At 43.0% G+C, this 16364-nt stretch carries 13 protein-coding genes; 7 read left to right on the forward strand and 6 right to left on the reverse strand.

Going from position 1 to position 16364, the window contains the following annotated elements:
* Window positions 1-6 precede the first annotated feature (6 nt).
* Window positions 7-1182, reverse strand: coding sequence for a c-type cytochrome biogenesis protein CcsB (gene ccsB, locus HRR27_RS00195; protein ID WP_173269144.1), 1176 nt, complete (start codon window positions 1180-1182; stop codon window positions 7-9).
* Window positions 1183-1207: 25 nt separating this feature from the next.
* Entirely contained in the window at window positions 1208-3220 is a 2013-nt protein-coding gene (locus HRR27_RS00200; RefSeq protein WP_173269146.1) for a cytochrome c biogenesis protein ResB, read from the reverse strand.
* 307 nt (window positions 3221-3527) lie between these two features.
* Between HRR27_RS00200 and yihA the strand changes: the two genes are divergently transcribed.
* Window positions 3528-4172 (forward strand): ribosome biogenesis GTP-binding protein YihA/YsxC, encoded by a 645-nt coding sequence (gene yihA, locus HRR27_RS00205; protein WP_173269148.1) that lies wholly within the window; start codon window positions 3528-3530, stop codon window positions 4170-4172.
* A 142-nt stretch (window positions 4173-4314) separates the two neighbouring features.
* Here yihA and HRR27_RS00210 read toward each other — a convergent pair whose 3' ends face one another.
* Both HRR27_RS00210 and polA read right to left on the reverse strand, forming a co-directional pair.
* Window positions 4315-5034: a hypothetical protein gene (locus HRR27_RS00210; RefSeq protein ID WP_173269150.1), complete on the reverse strand. Its 720-nt coding sequence runs from the start codon at window positions 5032-5034 to the stop codon at window positions 4315-4317.
* A 237-nt stretch (window positions 5035-5271) separates the two neighbouring features.
* Window positions 5272-8088 (reverse strand): DNA polymerase I, encoded by a 2817-nt coding sequence (gene polA, locus HRR27_RS00215; RefSeq protein ID WP_173269152.1) that lies wholly within the window; start codon window positions 8086-8088, stop codon window positions 5272-5274.
* A 214-nt stretch (window positions 8089-8302) separates the two neighbouring features.
* On the opposite strand from polA, the gene HRR27_RS00220 reads away from it, so the two are divergent.
* Entirely contained in the window at window positions 8303-9253 is a 951-nt protein-coding gene (locus tag HRR27_RS00220; protein WP_173269154.1) for a homoserine kinase, read from the forward strand.
* A 5-nt stretch (window positions 9254-9258) separates the two neighbouring features.
* Window positions 9259-9807 carry an L-threonylcarbamoyladenylate synthase type 1 TsaC gene (tsaC, locus tag HRR27_RS00225; protein WP_173269156.1) on the forward strand — a complete coding sequence of 183 codons (549 nt, stop codon included), beginning with the start codon at window positions 9259-9261 and terminating at the stop codon, window positions 9805-9807.
* 117 nt (window positions 9808-9924) lie between these two features.
* Here tsaC and HRR27_RS00230 read toward each other — a convergent pair whose 3' ends face one another.
* On the reverse strand, window positions 9925-10761 hold the full coding sequence (locus tag HRR27_RS00230; protein ID WP_173269159.1) for a M48 family metallopeptidase: 837 nt from the start codon (window positions 10759-10761) through the stop codon (window positions 9925-9927).
* Window positions 10758-11516, reverse strand: coding sequence for a DUF4197 domain-containing protein (locus tag HRR27_RS00235; protein WP_173269161.1), 759 nt, complete (start codon window positions 11514-11516; stop codon window positions 10758-10760). The genes HRR27_RS00230 and HRR27_RS00235 overlap by 4 nt, the downstream gene beginning before the upstream one ends.
* 158 nt (window positions 11517-11674) lie before the next feature.
* Here HRR27_RS00235 and hemF point away from each other — a divergent pair, with 158 nt between their 5' ends.
* From hemF to HRR27_RS00255, 4 genes are all read left to right on the forward strand, one after another.
* Window positions 11675-12616 carry an oxygen-dependent coproporphyrinogen oxidase gene (hemF, locus tag HRR27_RS00240; RefSeq protein WP_173269163.1) on the forward strand — a complete coding sequence of 314 codons (942 nt, stop codon included), beginning with the start codon at window positions 11675-11677 and terminating at the stop codon, window positions 12614-12616.
* Window positions 12617-12924: 308 nt separating this feature from the next.
* Window positions 12925-13587 (forward strand): ABC transporter ATP-binding protein, encoded by a 663-nt coding sequence (locus tag HRR27_RS00245; protein WP_173269165.1) that lies wholly within the window; start codon window positions 12925-12927, stop codon window positions 13585-13587.
* 37 nt (window positions 13588-13624) lie between these two features.
* Entirely contained in the window at window positions 13625-14662 is a 1038-nt protein-coding gene (locus HRR27_RS00250) for an extracellular solute-binding protein (RefSeq protein WP_197905419.1), read from the forward strand.
* A 103-nt stretch (window positions 14663-14765) separates the two neighbouring features.
* On the forward strand, window positions 14766-16358 hold the full coding sequence (locus tag HRR27_RS00255; protein ID WP_197905420.1) for an ABC transporter permease: 1593 nt from the start codon (window positions 14766-14768) through the stop codon (window positions 16356-16358).
* Window positions 16359-16364: the final 6 nt, after the last annotated feature.

Below are 16364 nucleotides of genomic sequence, written 5' to 3' on the forward strand. Positions count from 1 at the left end.
AACTCCTTATAGTTCACCGTAAGAGTGCAGACCTGATAGGAACATATTTACACCAAGGAATGCAAAAGTGGTAATCAGTAGACCGATGAATGCCCACCAAGCCATTGGATTACCGCGCCAGCCTTTAGACATGCGGATATGCAACCAAGCTGCGTAGTTCAACCAAACAATCAGAGCCCAAGTCTCTTTCGGGTCCCAAGACCAGTAACCACCCCAAGCTTCAGCAGCCCACATCGCGCCAAGAACGGTCGCAATTGTGAAGAAGGCAAAACCAAGAGCGATGGTTTTGTACATCAGGTCATCCATCACTTCTAACGAAGGCATTCTGCTAGCGAAAGTGCTGTTTGGGTTTTTCTGTAATGCGCGATTAGTCACCAAATAAGCAACACCGATCATCGCTGCAATCGCGAAAGAACCGTAGCCGACGAAGTTAGCCGGAACGTGAATCTTCATCCAGTAAGACTTCAATGCCGGAACTAGAGGTTGGATTTCATGTGCACCGCGATCGAAGTGGTACCAAAGCAGGAAAGCGACCGAAGCACTGATAACCAGCATGACGAAACCACCAAGCGCACGTGCGTTGTATTTTACTTCGTAGTACAGGTAAATCAGACCGGTTAGGACTGCGAACAAGATGAATACTTCATACAACGAACTGACCGGAATATGGCCGTAATCGAAATTGATGATGTAAGACTCGCGCCAACGCACCATCATGCCGACTAGACCGAAAGTCACGGCTGACCACACCATAGTAGTAGCGGTTTTGTAGGTGAATTCTGACTTGTTGAAAAGAGCCAAGAAATAAGTCGCTGTTGCCAGAACGAATAGGGCGCTCATCCACATGATTGCCGATTCACTGGAAACCAGGAACTTCAAGAAGAAGGCGGTCTCTTTTGCTTCAATGACATTACCGTGATTGCTGTAGGTCCACAGCGCTAATAGAGACATGCCGGCTACCCAGTAACTCATGGTCATTAGGCTTGGCCAGAATCGTCCTAGCCAAATCAATGAGATGGCTGTGCCGATTAAAATACCCACTTCATAAACATCCATTAGGCTGCTGTATTGAGTGTATGCGAAGAAACTGCCAATCAAAACAAAAGCAATCCATACGAAGTCTTTAAACGTATAGGGTACTTTGTCTTCTTGGAGTGAATCCATGATGGTTTGTGTTTGCATAGTCGTTACCTACTATTTTGTACTGTTATGCTTGTTTACTAACGGTTTGAATTTGCGAACAAATTTTGTCAAATTCGGTTTTTGTTTCCGGTAAATTTTTATTGTCTTTAGCTGCTAAGGTTAATTCCAATCGTTCTGCTTCGGGCTTGATGTTAACCCAAAAGCGTCTTTGACGAACATAGAACATAAAGAAGACACCAATAATTAACATTGCACTTCCCAAATAAACAATGTCTTTACCCGGCGACTTGGTGATTTGTAAGCCAGTCGCTTGAATTTGTTTGAAACTATCAATTTCAAAATACATTGGTGGGCCATATTTTGACAAGCTAGAGATCACTGTTAAGGCATCCTCAAACCATGTTTTATCAAAGTCGCTGATTTCGTCTTGGATAGATTGCACCACACCTTCATCACGAAGTAATCCCATATAAGCGCTTTGTAGGGCAAATGTCGTTTGGCCAAAGTAGTAATCACTTACTCTTTCACGTTCCGCTTCAGGCACTTGAGTGTTAATAAAATCCGTGATGCCGCTGAAACCTGAACGACGGAACACTGTCATCAACTGTTCTACCAAGCGCAATTGTAATCCATAGGTACGCTGATCCATTCCTTCGCTAAACGGATATTGTTCTTGGAAAGAGCGTGACACACGTTGTGGATTATTTAATAACGCTAAGAATTTGAAGAAGCGCGCTTTGCTGCGTTTTGCGTCCGCCGGAATAAACAGATAACGGAATTGATCGGCAGCCGATTCACGCATACCGGTCATAAAGAAATAACGACCTTCTTGCTTATTCGCCATCACATAGTTTTCATATTCCCACGCTTTACCTTGTTCATTACGCACTTTGAAGGTAATCGAAGGGCCATTGTTGTGAAATTTACGGCCGGTTTCTGCTTTTTCTTCATCGCTCATCGGCACCATATTGAAATTGCGGAAATCATCAATTTCTAAACGGAATTTGCCAATTGGTGTTTTTAAAGGTTCAACTTTATTGACCGCTGTATCAAGCTCTAAAGGAGCAACAGCCGGCGCTAAAAGCGGGTGAATTTTCAGTTTAAGTTCTGTGCCACCATCACCAAAAGAGGACTGATAGATCGCATAGTTTTCAAAATACAGAGGTTTGTTGACTTCGATCGTTTTACGAATAGGCTCATCTTGACCTGGCAAATATAATTCCAAGTCCGATTCATAGGTTTTAGGCATCCCTGTATCGTAATACTGAATGCGGAAATCTTTATTCACAATAGTGAATGGAAGTTGCTGGACTAAAAAGCCATTTTCATAAGGTAGAAACAATACGTCAGACTTTTGATTTTCGCCAATATTCACCGTGCCACGGAAAGAGATGTTTTCTTCGCCAACCCAAGCGCTTTTTGGAATTTGGTCCAAACTCACGGTGCGTGTTTCTGGGATTAAACTGCCGGTTAGCTCTCGGTATTTCAGCAGTAAATTACTGTCTAAAAGGGCGCCGATACAGATAACGATAATCGACACGTGAGTAAAAATATAACCTAAACGATTCCAACGTCCTTTTAAACCGGCAACGGTTACTGAGCCGTCTTCACGTTGGTGTATTTTGGTTTTATAACCTTGTTTTTCCAAAACGATTTGAGCAACTTTCTGCTGGTCATCAAGAGAAATTTCGGTAGTGAATTGCTTGTTATTGGTTTGATGTTTGATTGCGGTTTGTGACAGCTTTTCACTAAACTGTTTCATGTCTTTCAAAAAACCAGGGCCATTTCGGCTAACGCAAACACTGGTCGAAATCAGTAAGAAAACTAAGACAAGAATAAACCATGCAGCGCCATAGACTTGGAACAACCCTAAACTGTTGAATACTTCAGTCCAAAAGGGACCAAATTTAAGGATGTAATCTTGAAAAGATTGATTTTGTTGCAAAACGGTACCGATGACCGATGCAATCGAGAGCATCACCAATAAGGTGACTGCTAAATTCATTGAACCTAAAAAATTCATAAATTGATTTGGTTTTTTAGGTGTCTTGTTGCCGGCGGTTTGTGCGTTACTCATGTTTTTATATGCCTTTAACTTTTAAGTATTTCGAGAGAAGCACTTAAAATTATTATCCATAAATAAAATTAATTTATACTGGACGGAAAATCGATTGTTTCACGCTTTTGGGCGCAAAAAATTCTGCCAATTCAGTGGGGTCAATAACTGTTTAGCATACGAACTTTTTCGTTTTTCATCGTTGAAAGTGCCTTTTTATCCGGCTTTCAGCGAATTATCCGTGCAATTATTAGTGGATCGATTTAGTAAAAAATAGGATAGAGTATATAATTTTGCAAACAATTGATAAAGTCTTAAAGTAGCCTGTATGCAGCATCCCCTATATCAGCAAGCCCAGTATCTAAAAAGTGTACCCACCTTGGATTTATGTCCGCCTGAATTACTGTATGAAGTGGCTTTTGCCGGGCGTTCTAATGCCGGTAAGTCGAGTGCTTTAAATGTAATTACTTCGCAGAAAGCCTTGGCGAGAACCAGTAAAACCCCAGGACGTACGCAGTTAATTAACTTCTTTACCGTGGATGCCGAACGCGCACTAGTCGATTTACCTGGCTATGGTTTTGCAAAAGTGAATGTTAAAGTCAAACGTGCTTGGGAAGCTGGATTAAGCGAGTACATTGAAAAGCGCCCCCAATTGAAAGGGGTTGTACTTTTAATGGATTCGCGTATGCCGCCGACTGAAATCGATATCACAATGCTTGATTGGACCCTAAGCTTAGATCTTCCGGTACATATTTTATTAACCAAATCAGACAAATTAAAAAAAGGCCCAGCTAAAGCCAGTTTATTGAAACTTCGACAGCAGTTAAAAGAGCAGTATCCGCATGCTACAGCGCAACTGTTTTCTTCGTTGAAACGTGATGGGTTGGTTGAAGTTTGGCAAAAGTTAGATAGTTGGTTTGAATATCAGCGCCCAGAAAAAGCGGAGGAGTCGCCATTGGTAATGAGCGATTAATTTTGTATCGATAATTTTTACCCATAAAAAAACCGACATTTTGTCGGTTTTTTTATGGGTTGTTACTTAGTAGACAATGCTGAATAGGCGACAAAAATAAATCGGCATTAGCTTCTGCCATTTTGGTTTATTTTTTGTCTGCTTAGAAACGGTATCCAGCTTTAATTGAGTAGTTGTTGTTATCGCCAATTTGGTTATAACCAAACAAAATATCAAATGCAAATAGGTTGATATTTAACCCGGCAGAGACTTTCATCAAGGTCGGTTTTTCTTCTTTTAAAGTGGTATTTAAGATAGGGTCAACCATCGAGGTAACCATGCCGATATTGGCATAAGGGGTGATATTCGCAAAACCTTTAGAAACACCAAAATCTACACCAAATGATTGGTAGTCTAAAGCGTCGATACCCGAGGTTTGTGAGTACTGACCGCCAACACTAAAACTTGGGTAAGCAACACCGCCTTCTAAGATGGCATAGCGTAATTCACCGCTGATGCTGGAGGCATCACTGTCTAGTAATTTGCTGTATTGCACACCAATATCAAACCCGCCAGGTAAGCCTTTTTGGGCATTTACGGTGACTAAATTGACACGGTGATTGTTGTCAGTTTGTTGGTTATTTAATTTGAATTTGGATTCGGCTGATGTAGCGCTGATACCAATATCAAATCCTAAAACCCCCAGTGGTTCACCCGGCAATAAAGTTTTGAATGCAAATACATTGGTTACGCTTTCAGCGAAATCGGCAAATTGCGCCTGATTCAGATTAACGCTGTTAATATCATTGTCACCAGCAATTGCTTGATTACCATTAAGCGCACTCAATGTAAGTGCTGCAACTATAAATTTACGCGTTAACATTTTAAAACCTCAAAAATTATTTTGCAGTGGTACGTAATTTTTACCCTGCCTAAGCATACCACTTATTCTAATCTTTTAATTATACTTTTATTTTATGGTTCATAAAACAGTAAATGCTAATGTATGACGGTTTTTAAAGTTAAAAGTTGCATTTTTGATTGTTAAAAGCGTAACAGCCATTTAAAAAATGACTGCTTATAAAAAATATTTACGATAGAAAATGCGCTTTATTCAACCTTAATGAGCCTGTTCCCAGTTGTCGCCAATGCCAATTTCAACCAACAATGGGACTTCTAATGCCATTGCGGATTCCATTAACTGTTTAATGGTTTCTTGTGTAGCGGGAATATCTTTTTCGGCAACTTCGAACACCAGTTCATCGTGCACTTGCATAATCATTTGCACATCTAATGGACTTTGCGCTAACCATTTATCAATCGTAATCATCGCTGTTTTGATGATATCCGCGGCAGTACCTTGCATTGGTGCATTAATTGCCGTACGTTCTGCGTATTGGCGTAATTGTCCATTGCTTGATTTAATGTCTGGCAGATACAAGCGACGACCACTTAAAGTTGAGACATAACCGTTTTCTTTGGCTTGCTCTTTGGTTTGTTGCATATAATCCAACACCCCAGGATAGCGGGCAAAATACAGATTAATATAATCCTGTGCGACATCTCGCGGCACATTTAATTGCTTAGCCAAACCGAACGCAGACATTCCGTATATCAGACCAAAGTTAACCGCTTTTGCGCTTCGTCTCTGTTCCGTTGTGACGCTCTCTAAGGGAACGCCGAAAATTTCCGCAGCAGTGGCTTGGTGAACATCTTTACCAGTCGAAAACGCAGTTAACAATCCCTTGTCGGCTGATAAATGGGCCATGATACGCAGTTCTATCTGAGAATAGTCAGCCGCTAAAATTTTATAACCTGGGCGAGGAATAAAGGCGTGACGAATCCGGCGACCTTCAGCAGTACGCACTGGAATATTTTGTAAATTTGGTTCAGTCGAAGACAAGCGTCCAGTTGAAGCAACCGCTTGTTGGTAAGAAGTATGGATGCGGCCAGTTTTAGGATTAATCTGTTTTGGCAGGGAATCGGTGTAGGTGGATTTCAGTTTCGCTAAACTGCGGTACTCTAAAATCAACGTCGGCATTTCATGGCCGTCTTCTGCCAATTGTGCCAATACCGGTTCTGCAGTCGACGGCACGCCTTTAGGGGTTTTCTTGATAACTGGTAAGGCCAGGTTCTCAAACAAAATCGTTTGCAGTTGTTTTGATGAGTTTAAATTGAATTTAGTGCCAGCAATAAGATGCGCTTGCTGTTCTAATTCATCGAGTTTTATGGTCAGTTCTTCGCTTTGTTGAGCAAGCATGGCCGTATCCACCAATACACCGTTATGCTCAATACGTGCCAGTACGGGCATTAGTGGCATTTCGATTTCGGTCAATACTTTGGCTAATTCTGGTTGTTGTTGTAATTGTGGCCAAAGCGTTTGATGCAGTTGTAAGGTAATTTCAGCATCCTCTGCTGCATAATTTGCGGCAGTATCGATATCGATTTGGTTAAAGGTAAGTTGTTTTTTACCCTTGCCAGCGACTTCTTCAAAGTGAATTGTTTTACGCCCAAGATATTTCAGTGCTAAGTCGTCCATATTGTGACGGGTGGCAACACTGTTGAGTGTGTAAGATTCAAGCATCGTATCAAACTGCATCCCTTGCAGTGTAATTCCATGGTTTTGGAGAACGTGCCAGTCGTATTTTAAATTTTGTCCAACTTTCTGAATTTTGGCATCTTCCAAAATTGGTTTTAAAGCATTTAGCACCATTTTGCGCTCAAGTTGCACTGGTGCATCTGGGTAGTCATGTGCCAATGGAATGTAACAAGCGTACATTTTATTATCGCGATTGACGGCTAAACAAACGCCAACGATTTCAGCCTGCATTTGATTGAGCGACGTGGTTTCGGTATCAATCGCAAATAGATCGGCTTGCTGAATCCATTGCAGCCATTGGTCGAATTGCGTTTGGGTAAAGAGTGTCTGATATTGTGCTGGGTTATTTGCCTCAACAGCGAGTGCTTCTGTCGTTGTCTCGGCTGTTGGGGTATTTTTCTTTTGCAGGGTTTGGCTGTGGGCACGTGCGCCATTATTTTTGCTAAAAGGCATTTCGCCTTGAGTGACTTGCCCTAACCAAGTACGTAGCTCGTATTCGCTAAATAGCTCTTTTAATTGAGCCATATCAGGCGATCCACGGGTAATATCCGCCAGTCCAATTGGTAATTCACAATCTAATTTTATGGTGGTTAATTGTCGTGAAAGTTCGAGTTGTTCTAGATTATTGCGCAAATTTTCGCCAATCTTGCCTGTAATCATTGATGCGTTCGCGACCAAATTATCAATGTTTCCAAAGCCGTTTAGCCATTTAACAGCGGTTTTAGGGCCACATTTTGGGATACCAGGAATGTTATCCGAACTGTCGCCCATCAGCGCAAGGTAATCAATAATCTGGTCAGGACGCACGCCAAATTTATCGACTACACCTTGCGGAGTCATTAATGTATCGGTCATGGTGTTAATCAAGGTGACGTGTTCATTGACCAGTTGTGCCATGTCTTTATCACCAGTGGATATCAACGTATCGTGTTGGGCAAGCGTGGCTTGATGCGCTAAGGTGCCCATCACATCATCGGCTTCCACACCTTCAATAACCAATAATGGTAGGCCAAGTGCTTTAACGATCTGATGAATTGGTTCAATTTGGCTGCGTAATTCATCAGGCATCGGTGGACGATGCGCTTTATATTGCGAATACATTTTATGTCGAAACGTTGGGCCTTTGGCGTCAAAAATAACCGCCATTTTTTCTGGCTGATACTGTTCGAGTAGTTTACCGAGCATATTGATGACGCCAAAAATCGCTCCGGTAGCTTGACCTTTTGAATTAGAAAGTGGCGGCATAGCGTGAAAAGCGCGGAACAGATAAGATGAGCCGTCAACTAAGATAAAAGGGCTATTTGGGTTGATTGGAAAATCGATTTTGGAATCAGTCATTGAGTCACTCTTATGCGAGAGACTTTTTGTATTGTGCAGAATGCGGTAAAAAGCTGAAAATTTTCCTTAAAAACAGAGCCCAGCAGCCTATTAAGCGCGTGTTTTGCTTTGTAATGAGAAAATTTTTCGCATTTTCAGTCCGAGTTCTGACTCGTACAAAGGTCTCGTGGTAAAATTTGCCAAATCATTTTAGCGAATTACGAGATATTACTCTATGTCTGTCTATACCGTCGTTGAACAAAGCGATTTGGTCGAATTTTTACAAGATTATTCTGTCGGCGAACTGGCCGATTTCCAAGGCATTAGTGCCGGCATTGAAAACACCAATTATTTTGTCAATACCCTGCAAGATGGGCAGACTCGCCAGTTTGTTTTGACAATTTTTGAGCATCATAGTTTTGCAGAACTGCCGTATTTCTTAAATATTATGGCGTTTATGGCAGAGCATGAAATTCCGACAGCGCACCCGATAAAAACGCTTTCTAACGGCTATTTGAAAGAATTAAAAGCGAAGCCGGCGGCGTTGGTTGAGCGTTTGAAGGGCGGCGGTGTTGATCATCCAAACGACATACAGTGTTCGGTAATGGGTGAGTATTTAGCCCGTTTTCATCAAGCAGGTCAGGATTTCAGTGATTTTCGTCCAAATGATCGTGGTCTGGATTGGATGGTTTCAACTTACCAATTAATTCAGCAGTATCTTCCAAGCGATGAGCAGGCGATGATTGAAGCCGAATTGGCGTACCAAGCGCAAATTGATTGGGCGCATCTGCCTTCTGGGGTGATTCATGCGGATCTTTTTTGTGATAACGCGCTTTTTTCCGGCAATCAACTGTCCGGTATTATTGACCTTTATTACGCTTGTAATGCGGCATTTTTGTATGATTTGGCTGTCATGGTCAATGACTGGTGTCGAATTAATGAAGGCGACGTGGAAAATATTCATTTTGACGCGACTAAAGTCGAACAGATGGTGCACGCGTATCGTCAGCAAAGACCGTTAAGTGAAGAAGAAGAACAGGCTTGGCCGGCGGCACTGCGTTTAGCAGCACTGCGTTTTTTCCTGTCGCGCTTAAAAGATAAGCATATGCCGCGCGAAGGCGAAATGACGCAAATTAAAGACCCGAATGTCTTTAAGCAAGTACTTCGTATTCATCGTCAGGCGTAAACTAAATGGCGCAGATTACGCTTGTGCAAGCGGTACAACAATTGCAAGCAGGGCAAGTGATTGCTTATCCAACCGAGGCGGTTTATGGCTTGGGTTGTGATCCATTTAATCAAACGGCTATGCAAACCTTGCTTCACGTGAAGCAGCGTCCTTTGGAAAAGGGGGTGATTTTAATTGCTGCCAGTATTGAGCAAATATTGCCTTTGGTTAAATTGCAAGGCGAACCTTGGCAAGCTGCGGTTGAACGAACTTGGCCGGGGCCGGTGACTTGGGTTTTACCGGTTCAAAAGATATTACCGATTTGGATAACCGGTGGGCGCGATACCGTTGCGGTTAGGGTAACTGCACATCAAGATGTGCAGCAGCTTTGTAGTGCTTTTGGCGGGCCTTTAATATCAACCAGTGCCAATCTTACTGGCTCTGAACCGGCGCGTTCCTGCCAAGAGGTTGCCGCGATTTTCGCTGAACAGCTTGATTGTTTACAAGGTGAATTAGGGCAGCTTAGCCAACCAACTCAAATTTTCGATGCTTCAAGTGGAAGGCAGTTGCGTTAACTTTAATCCGTTCCGATAGACCGCGAATTGACTGCAAACAGCCCACCTTGGTTAGCTAAGCTCTTCTGTTTCTTTTGTGCCTAAAGCCATTTGGATTTGTTTTCCTTAGAGTAACGGCTATTTGAATTGCTTTTTAGCAGCCAAATACAAAGGCTCTACTTTTTTAGCGTATTTTTGCAAATCTTGAATACGAGAGTCATGCGAAGGGTGGGTGCTTAATAGTTCGGGTGTTTTTCCGCCTTCGGTAGCTTTGCCCATTTTTTGCCATAGCGAAATGGCGGCATAAGGATCATAACCGGCGCGTGCCGCGAGCTCAACGCCAATACGGTCGGATTCGGTTTCATGTGTGCGACTATTGGGAAGTGTCAGGGTGACATTCATCGCTAAGGAGGTTAAATCCATACCGACTTGTCCCATGCCTGTCACCGCACCTAAAACCGCTAGACCAGTTTGTTGTGCAACTTGTTGCGAGGCACGTTCACGGCTGTGTTCGCGCAATGCGTGCGCCATTTCATGTCCCATAATAGCGGCAATTTCTGCATCGGTAAGGTTCAATTTTTCAATAATGCCGGTGTAAAAGGCGATTTTTCCGCCAGGCATACACCAAGCATTGAGTTGCTCTGATTCCAAAACATTCACTTCCCAGTCCCATTTTGGCGCATCGGCACGGAAAACGCCGGTTTGTGGTATTAAACGGTCGGCTATAAGACGAACCCGCTTAGTAAGTTTGGGGTTGGTGTTAAGGGTTTTTTCTTCTTTGGCTTTACCCAAGACTTCAGCATAAGCGGCTTTGCCGCCTTGCATAATCTGCTCTTCAGAGACCAACATAAGTTGGGTACGCTCTATGCCAACGGTTCCTTTTTGGGTGGTTGCTGTGCCGCAACCGCTAAGGCTACTTGCCGCAAGCAGAATGGTGGCGCTGATAAAGAAAGGTTTTTGGTTCAGTTTGATCATTTTTGAAACACTTTTTTCAGAAGTTCAGTGGTTTGTTTTGCAGGGTCTTCACGAATCGCTTTTTCTTGTTCCGCTAAATACAAAAAAATGCTATCGATGCCTTTGTCCAAAACGTGTTGTTGTAAGTCAGCATTAATGTTTGGTACCAATGGGTAGCTTTGGTATTTTGCGCGGATTTGTTCATAAACTTGTAAAGCTCCGACCTCTTGTAATTTCGCATTCACTATGGGCCCCATTTGCGTACGAATTTTGTCGGCGGTTTTACTTTTTAGGTATAGAGTCGCCGAGTCGTCAGCACCTTGATAAATTTTACGAACATCATCAAACGACATCTCTTGAATGGCATTCATAAAAAGGGCTTTTGCTTGTGGTGTCGCTTCTTCCGCAGCTTGGTTAAGTTTAAGTTCTAAGTTATCGGTCAGTTGGCCATAACCAAAACGATCCAGCATTTTATGGACGCTTTGTAAGCTACTTGGTAGGCTGATGTGCGCCTTGGGATCAAGATTAAAGCCGTTTTCCACCCCAAGTTTAGCAATGACGTTTTCCGCTCCAATATTCAGCGCTTGGCGAAACGCCTTCTGTAGCTCCTCGGCACTGAACTGGGATGACATATCGTTGGCTGTGCTATCGTCATTTTGCTGCGAAGTTTGCATCTCTTTATACATATCAACGCCTTTTTCCCACCAATTGGCGTGAGCCACTTGGCTGCTCAGCAATAAGCAGCTTAATCCAGCCATCATCAAATGTTTTTTCATAAACTTATTCCTTGGGCAAATGTTTAGAAAGGATAATCGGCACGATGGATAACGGCAATAGCTAAGGATAAAAATTTGCTGGCAAAAATATTGATTTAAGCTTAAAAGTGGTTGTTAGAATAAGGCACGATAAAAAATATTGAAAATTAGGAGTAGCAATGGCCAATCAAGTCAATGTCGAATCGGTTAAAGCGTATTTATTATCCTTGCAGGAAAATATCTGTACGCAACTTGCTGAAGAAGATGGCTCAAAAGATTTTATTATTGACGCTTGGGAGCGCGAAGGTGCTGAAGGTGCTATGGGTTTGACTGGCGGGGGGCGTACGCGTGTCATGGAAGGAGGAGCCGTCATCGAAAAAGGTGGGGTTAATTTTTCACACGTGCGTGGTAAAACATTGCCGCCGGCGGCAACCGCGAACCGTCCAGAGTTGGCGGGTCGTTCTTTTCAGGCACTCGGGGTTTCATTGGTGATTCACCCTCGCAATCCTTATGCGCCAACGTCCCATGCCAATGTGCGGATGTTTATCGCTGAAAAAGAGGGCGAAGCACCGGTTTGGTGGTTTGGTGGGGGCTTTGATTTAACGCCTTATTATCCGTTTGACGAAGATTGTGTGCATTGGCATAAAACCGCGAAGGATGCTTGTGAACCTTTTGGTGAAGAGATTTATCCAAAATATAAAAAATGGTGCGATGAATATTTTTATCTTAAACACCGTGACGAAACCCGTGGGATTGGCGGCCTGTTTTTTGATGATTTGAACGAAGAAACCTATGGTTGGGATTTCGATACTTGCTTTACTTTTATGCAAGCGGTTGGTGATGGTTTTATTAACGCCTACCGTCCGATTTTGGCGAAACATAAAAACGATGAATTTGGTAAGCGTCAGAAGGATTTCCAGCTGTATCGTCGTGGTCGTTATGCTGAATTTAATTTGGCGTTTGATCGTGGCACCATTTTTGGGTTACAAACCGGCGGGCGCACCGAATCTATTTTGATGTCGATGCCGCCGGAAGTGGTCTGGAAATATGGTTACCAGCCTGAACCGGGTACAGAAGAAGCACGTATTTATGATTATCTAACGCCTCGTGAATGGTTTTAATTAGAGTGACGCAGAATAAGGTTAATTGACTTTAGGCAGAGAATAATTGGATTGCAGCAAAGCGGCTATTTGTCGTTATGTCGATACTTGCCAAAAACAGGCAATATCGCGCTGAAGTCAATCGGGACTGGTCTTGTGTCTCTTCAGCAGTGTCAAAGCCAGATAATTAATAAAAACTATTATCATTTAGGTTTTGTGCAAAAAATTAAATGATGCTTTGTCTCAATTGATATTGAAAACAATTCTTATTTAATTTAATATTCGAGTTGTTAATTATTATCATTTAGATATAGAAGCTGGAAAATCAGATGTTAGCACTCGAAAAAGTCACTGTAATCCATGATCAGTTGCCAGTACTTAATACTTGCGATTTGCAGCTAGCTGCAGGTGAAATTGTCGGTTTAATGGGCGAAAGCGGTAGTGGTAAAACAACTTTATTGCGAACCATTGCCGGTTTTCAGCGCTTACATCAGGGCGAAGTGATGGTGGCAGGGCGTTGTTTAAGTTGTACTCAATATTGTACAGCTCCAGAACAACGCGGCATTAGCATGGTTTTTCAGGATTACGCGCTGTTTCCACATCTTACCGTGCAAGAGAACATTGCTTTCGGTCTTAAACGCCTTTCTAAGGCCGAGCGTGCGATTCGTGTCGATGAGTTGGCGCAAATGATGGATATTCAATCTTTGCTAGCACGTTATCCTCATGAGCTTTCAGGTGGACAGCAACAGCGTGTGGCGATTGCCCGTGCTATGGCACCTAAGCCAGATTTGCTTCTTTTAGATGAACCTTTCTCGAATTTAGATCGCCCCTTGGCGATGCGTTTAGCGCAAACCTTGCGCGAATGGATTAAACACGAAAATATCTCGGCATTAGTGGTTACCCATTCTGCCGATGAAGCGCAGGTGCTTTGCGATCGCATGGCGCATTTGCGTGGTGGTGTTTTGCATTTTGACCACCAGTCTGTTGCTTAACTTTTAAGCTATTTCTAAAATAATCAAGGAATTTGCTATGCTGCAAAAATATTTGCCTAATGGGTTGGCAATGAGTCTTGCTGTGTCATTTTTATTGCCTGCTTCATTGATGATGAGTTCATCGGGTGTGTATGCTGCCGAAGATGCGATTGTTATTTACAGTGCGCGTAAAGAGCATTTGATTAAGCCTCAATTGGATGAGTTTACTAAGCAAACAGGTATTAAAACTTTGTTGTATACCGGTAAAGATGGTGCTTTGATTGAGCGCGTCAAGGCTGAAAGTGAACGCACTGAAGCGGATATTTTAATGATGGCTGATGCCGGTAATTTGGGTTATGCAGCTGAGCAAGGGCTGTTTCAACCGCTTAATTCTTCTGTGATTAAACAAAATATTCCGTTGAATTTACGCGATGCTGATGATTTTTGGACAGGACTGTCGGTGCGAGCACGTACATTGGTCTATGCCACGGAACGTTTGCAACCTAACCAACTGAAAGATTATGAAGATTTGGCGGATGCAAAATGGCAAGGTAAATTGTGTTTGCGTACCTCACAAAAAGTGTATAACAAATCGTTGGTTGCTTCGATAATCGCGCATGATGGTGAGGCGAAAGCCGAGAAAGTCGTGGCGGGATGGGTGAAAAACTTGGCTGCCAAACCCTATGCGAAAGATTCTCAAGTGATGGAGGCTATCTTAGCTGGTCGTTGTGATGTTGGTATCGTAAATACCTATTATTTCGGGCGTTTAATGGCAGAGAAGCCAGACACCAAATTGGCGTTGTTTTGGGCAAATCAAGAGACTACTGGCACGCACGTTAATGTTTCTGGGGCTGGGATTGTTAAAGCCAGTGATCAGGTAGATAACGCACGTAAACTTATTGAGTGGTTAGCACAAGATCAGGCACAGAAAATTTATGCTGAGGTAAACCAAGAGTATCCTGCTAATCCTGCGGTGCCAGTGTCTGCGACCGTGGCGGCATGGGGTAGTTTTAAAGCAGACGAATTAAGTCTTTCTGAAGTGGTCAGTCGTCAACAGCAAGCGGTGCGTTTAATGCAAAAAGCCGGTTATCGTTAAGGTAATTTAGACTTATTCTGAGTCTTTAAATAACGCAAGTAATGGATGAGAATATGATGGATTTTTACGCGCGTTCGGGCCAGTGTAAACAAAGGTTGAATAATTGACTCGATTACACGCTTTACGGCAGATGGTCATTTGGACACCAGCGTGGCTTTTATTGGCCACGCTGGTTTTGTTGTTATTATTGCCCAGTTTACATTTACTGAGTTCTTGGCAAGAAATTGATACTGAGTTATGGCAGCATTTTGCGGATAGCTTTCTGAGCGAGTTGCTGGTTAATACTTTGCTATTGGTCGTTGCAGTGGCTTTTGGCACCTTGCTGCTTGGGGTTGGTTTAGCTTGGCTTGTGGTGATGTATGAATTTCCCGGTAGGCGTTGGCTCAGTTGGCTTTTACTACTGCCTTTTGCGATGCCAGCCTATGTGTTGGCGTTTGTTTTTTTGGGTACTTTTGATTATGGCGGGACGTTTCAGCAGTGGCTTAGGCCTTATGGAATTGAGTACTTTGATATTCGTGAAGGTGTATTTGGCCCCGCTTTAGTGCTAACACTGGTTTTTTATCCTTACGTTTATCTATTGGCGCGTACCGCTTTTGCCAATCAATCGATCAGTATGATAGAGAGTGCGCGGATACTTGGCTGTAGCCCCTCGCAAGTATTTTGGCGAGTCAGTTTGCCTTTGGCTCGTCCAGCGATTGCGGCTGGGGTGAGTTTGGCCTTAATGGAAACACTTGCGGATTTTGGTACGGTGGCGCTCTTTAATTATTCAACGTTTACCACGGCCATTTATAGTGTTTGGGAAGATTTTCGTTCTTTAGCGGCGGCGGCACAGCTTTCCACCTTATTGTTGTTGGTTGCTTTGCTATTATTGGGTGTTGAGAAGTACAGTCGCGGTCGGCGCTCTTTTGTACAACAAGCGCGTTTAGATCAGCCACCTTTTAGTTTAAAGGTTTGGCAACAGTGGTTTGTTAGCGGACTTGTCTGGTTTGTTTTGCTGGTGGTGTTAATCATTCCCGTTATTCAACTGTCAATCTGGGCTTATCAGAGCGTTTTGGCAGAGTGGGATAGTCGTTATCTGGAGTGGTTTAATAGCACATTAATTCTAAGTATTAGCGCCGCTTTAGCTACGGTGTTTATGGCGCTATTGCTGAATGTTTTACGTAAGCGTTTTGCCTCGCGCCCGTTGCGGACGGCTTTGCTATTGGCGCGTTTGGGGTATGCTTTGCCGGGAATCGTCTTGGCGATTGGCATTATGGCGGTGATGGCCTGGTTTAATTCATTGTTTGCAACCACTTGGTTTATCGGTGGATTGTTTGCGCTCTACTTGGCTTATATGGTGCGTTTTATTGCTGTGGCTTACGGTCCAATCGAAAGCCGTCTGGATACAATTCGCCCTAGTGTTATTGAAGCGGCGCGGAATATGGGTGCAGGTTCAGTTCGTTTGGTATGGGAAATCTATCTTCCATTGCTTAAACCAGGTTTGATTGCGGCTTTTATTTTGGTTTTTTTGGATATCTCTAAGGAACTTCCGGCAACGTATTTATTACGTCCATTTGGTTGGGATACTTTGGCGATTCGCATTTTTGAACTGAGTGCAGAAGCCCTTTATGAACGAGCTGCCGTACCTTCTTTACTGTTATTGCTGATGGGCGTGGTTGGCTTATTGATTCTGCGTCGTTTAAACTTATTCAAATAAAGAGAA

Source organism: Thiosulfatimonas sediminis (assembly GCF_011398355.1).
GTDB classification, from domain to species: domain Bacteria; phylum Pseudomonadota; class Gammaproteobacteria; order Thiomicrospirales; family Thiomicrospiraceae; genus Thiomicrorhabdus; species Thiomicrorhabdus sediminis_A.

Excerpts from the sequence above, each read along its gene's own strand:
- HRR27_RS00245 (WP_173269165.1), top strand. The coding sequence starts at position 12,925 with ATGTTAGCACTCGAAAAAGTCACTGTAATCCATGATCAGTTGCCAGTA.
- HRR27_RS00230 (WP_173269159.1), bottom strand. The coding sequence starts at position 10,761 with ATGATCAAACTGAACCAAAAACCTTTCTTTATCAGCGCCACCATTCTG.
- HRR27_RS00250 (WP_197905419.1), top strand. The coding sequence starts at position 13,625 with ATGCTGCAAAAATATTTGCCTAATGGGTTGGCAATGAGTCTTGCTGTG.
- HRR27_RS00200 (WP_173269146.1), bottom strand. The coding sequence starts at position 3,220 with ATGAGTAACGCACAAACCGCCGGCAACAAGACACCTAAAAAACCAAAT.
- hemF (WP_173269163.1), top strand. The coding sequence starts at position 11,675 with ATGGCCAATCAAGTCAATGTCGAATCGGTTAAAGCGTATTTATTATCC.
- HRR27_RS00210 (WP_173269150.1), bottom strand. The coding sequence starts at position 5,034 with ATGTTAACGCGTAAATTTATAGTTGCAGCACTTACATTGAGTGCGCTT.
- polA (WP_173269152.1), bottom strand. The coding sequence starts at position 8,088 with ATGACTGATTCCAAAATCGATTTTCCAATCAACCCAAATAGCCCTTTT.
- HRR27_RS00235 (WP_173269161.1), bottom strand. The coding sequence starts at position 11,516 with ATGAAAAAACATTTGATGATGGCTGGATTAAGCTGCTTATTGCTGAGC.
- ccsB (WP_173269144.1), bottom strand. The coding sequence starts at position 1,182 with ATGCAAACACAAACCATCATGGATTCACTCCAAGAAGACAAAGTACCC.
- yihA (WP_173269148.1), top strand. The coding sequence starts at position 3,528 with ATGCAGCATCCCCTATATCAGCAAGCCCAGTATCTAAAAAGTGTACCC.
- tsaC (WP_173269156.1), top strand. The coding sequence starts at position 9,259 with ATGGCGCAGATTACGCTTGTGCAAGCGGTACAACAATTGCAAGCAGGG.
- HRR27_RS00220 (WP_173269154.1), top strand. The coding sequence starts at position 8,303 with ATGTCTGTCTATACCGTCGTTGAACAAAGCGATTTGGTCGAATTTTTA.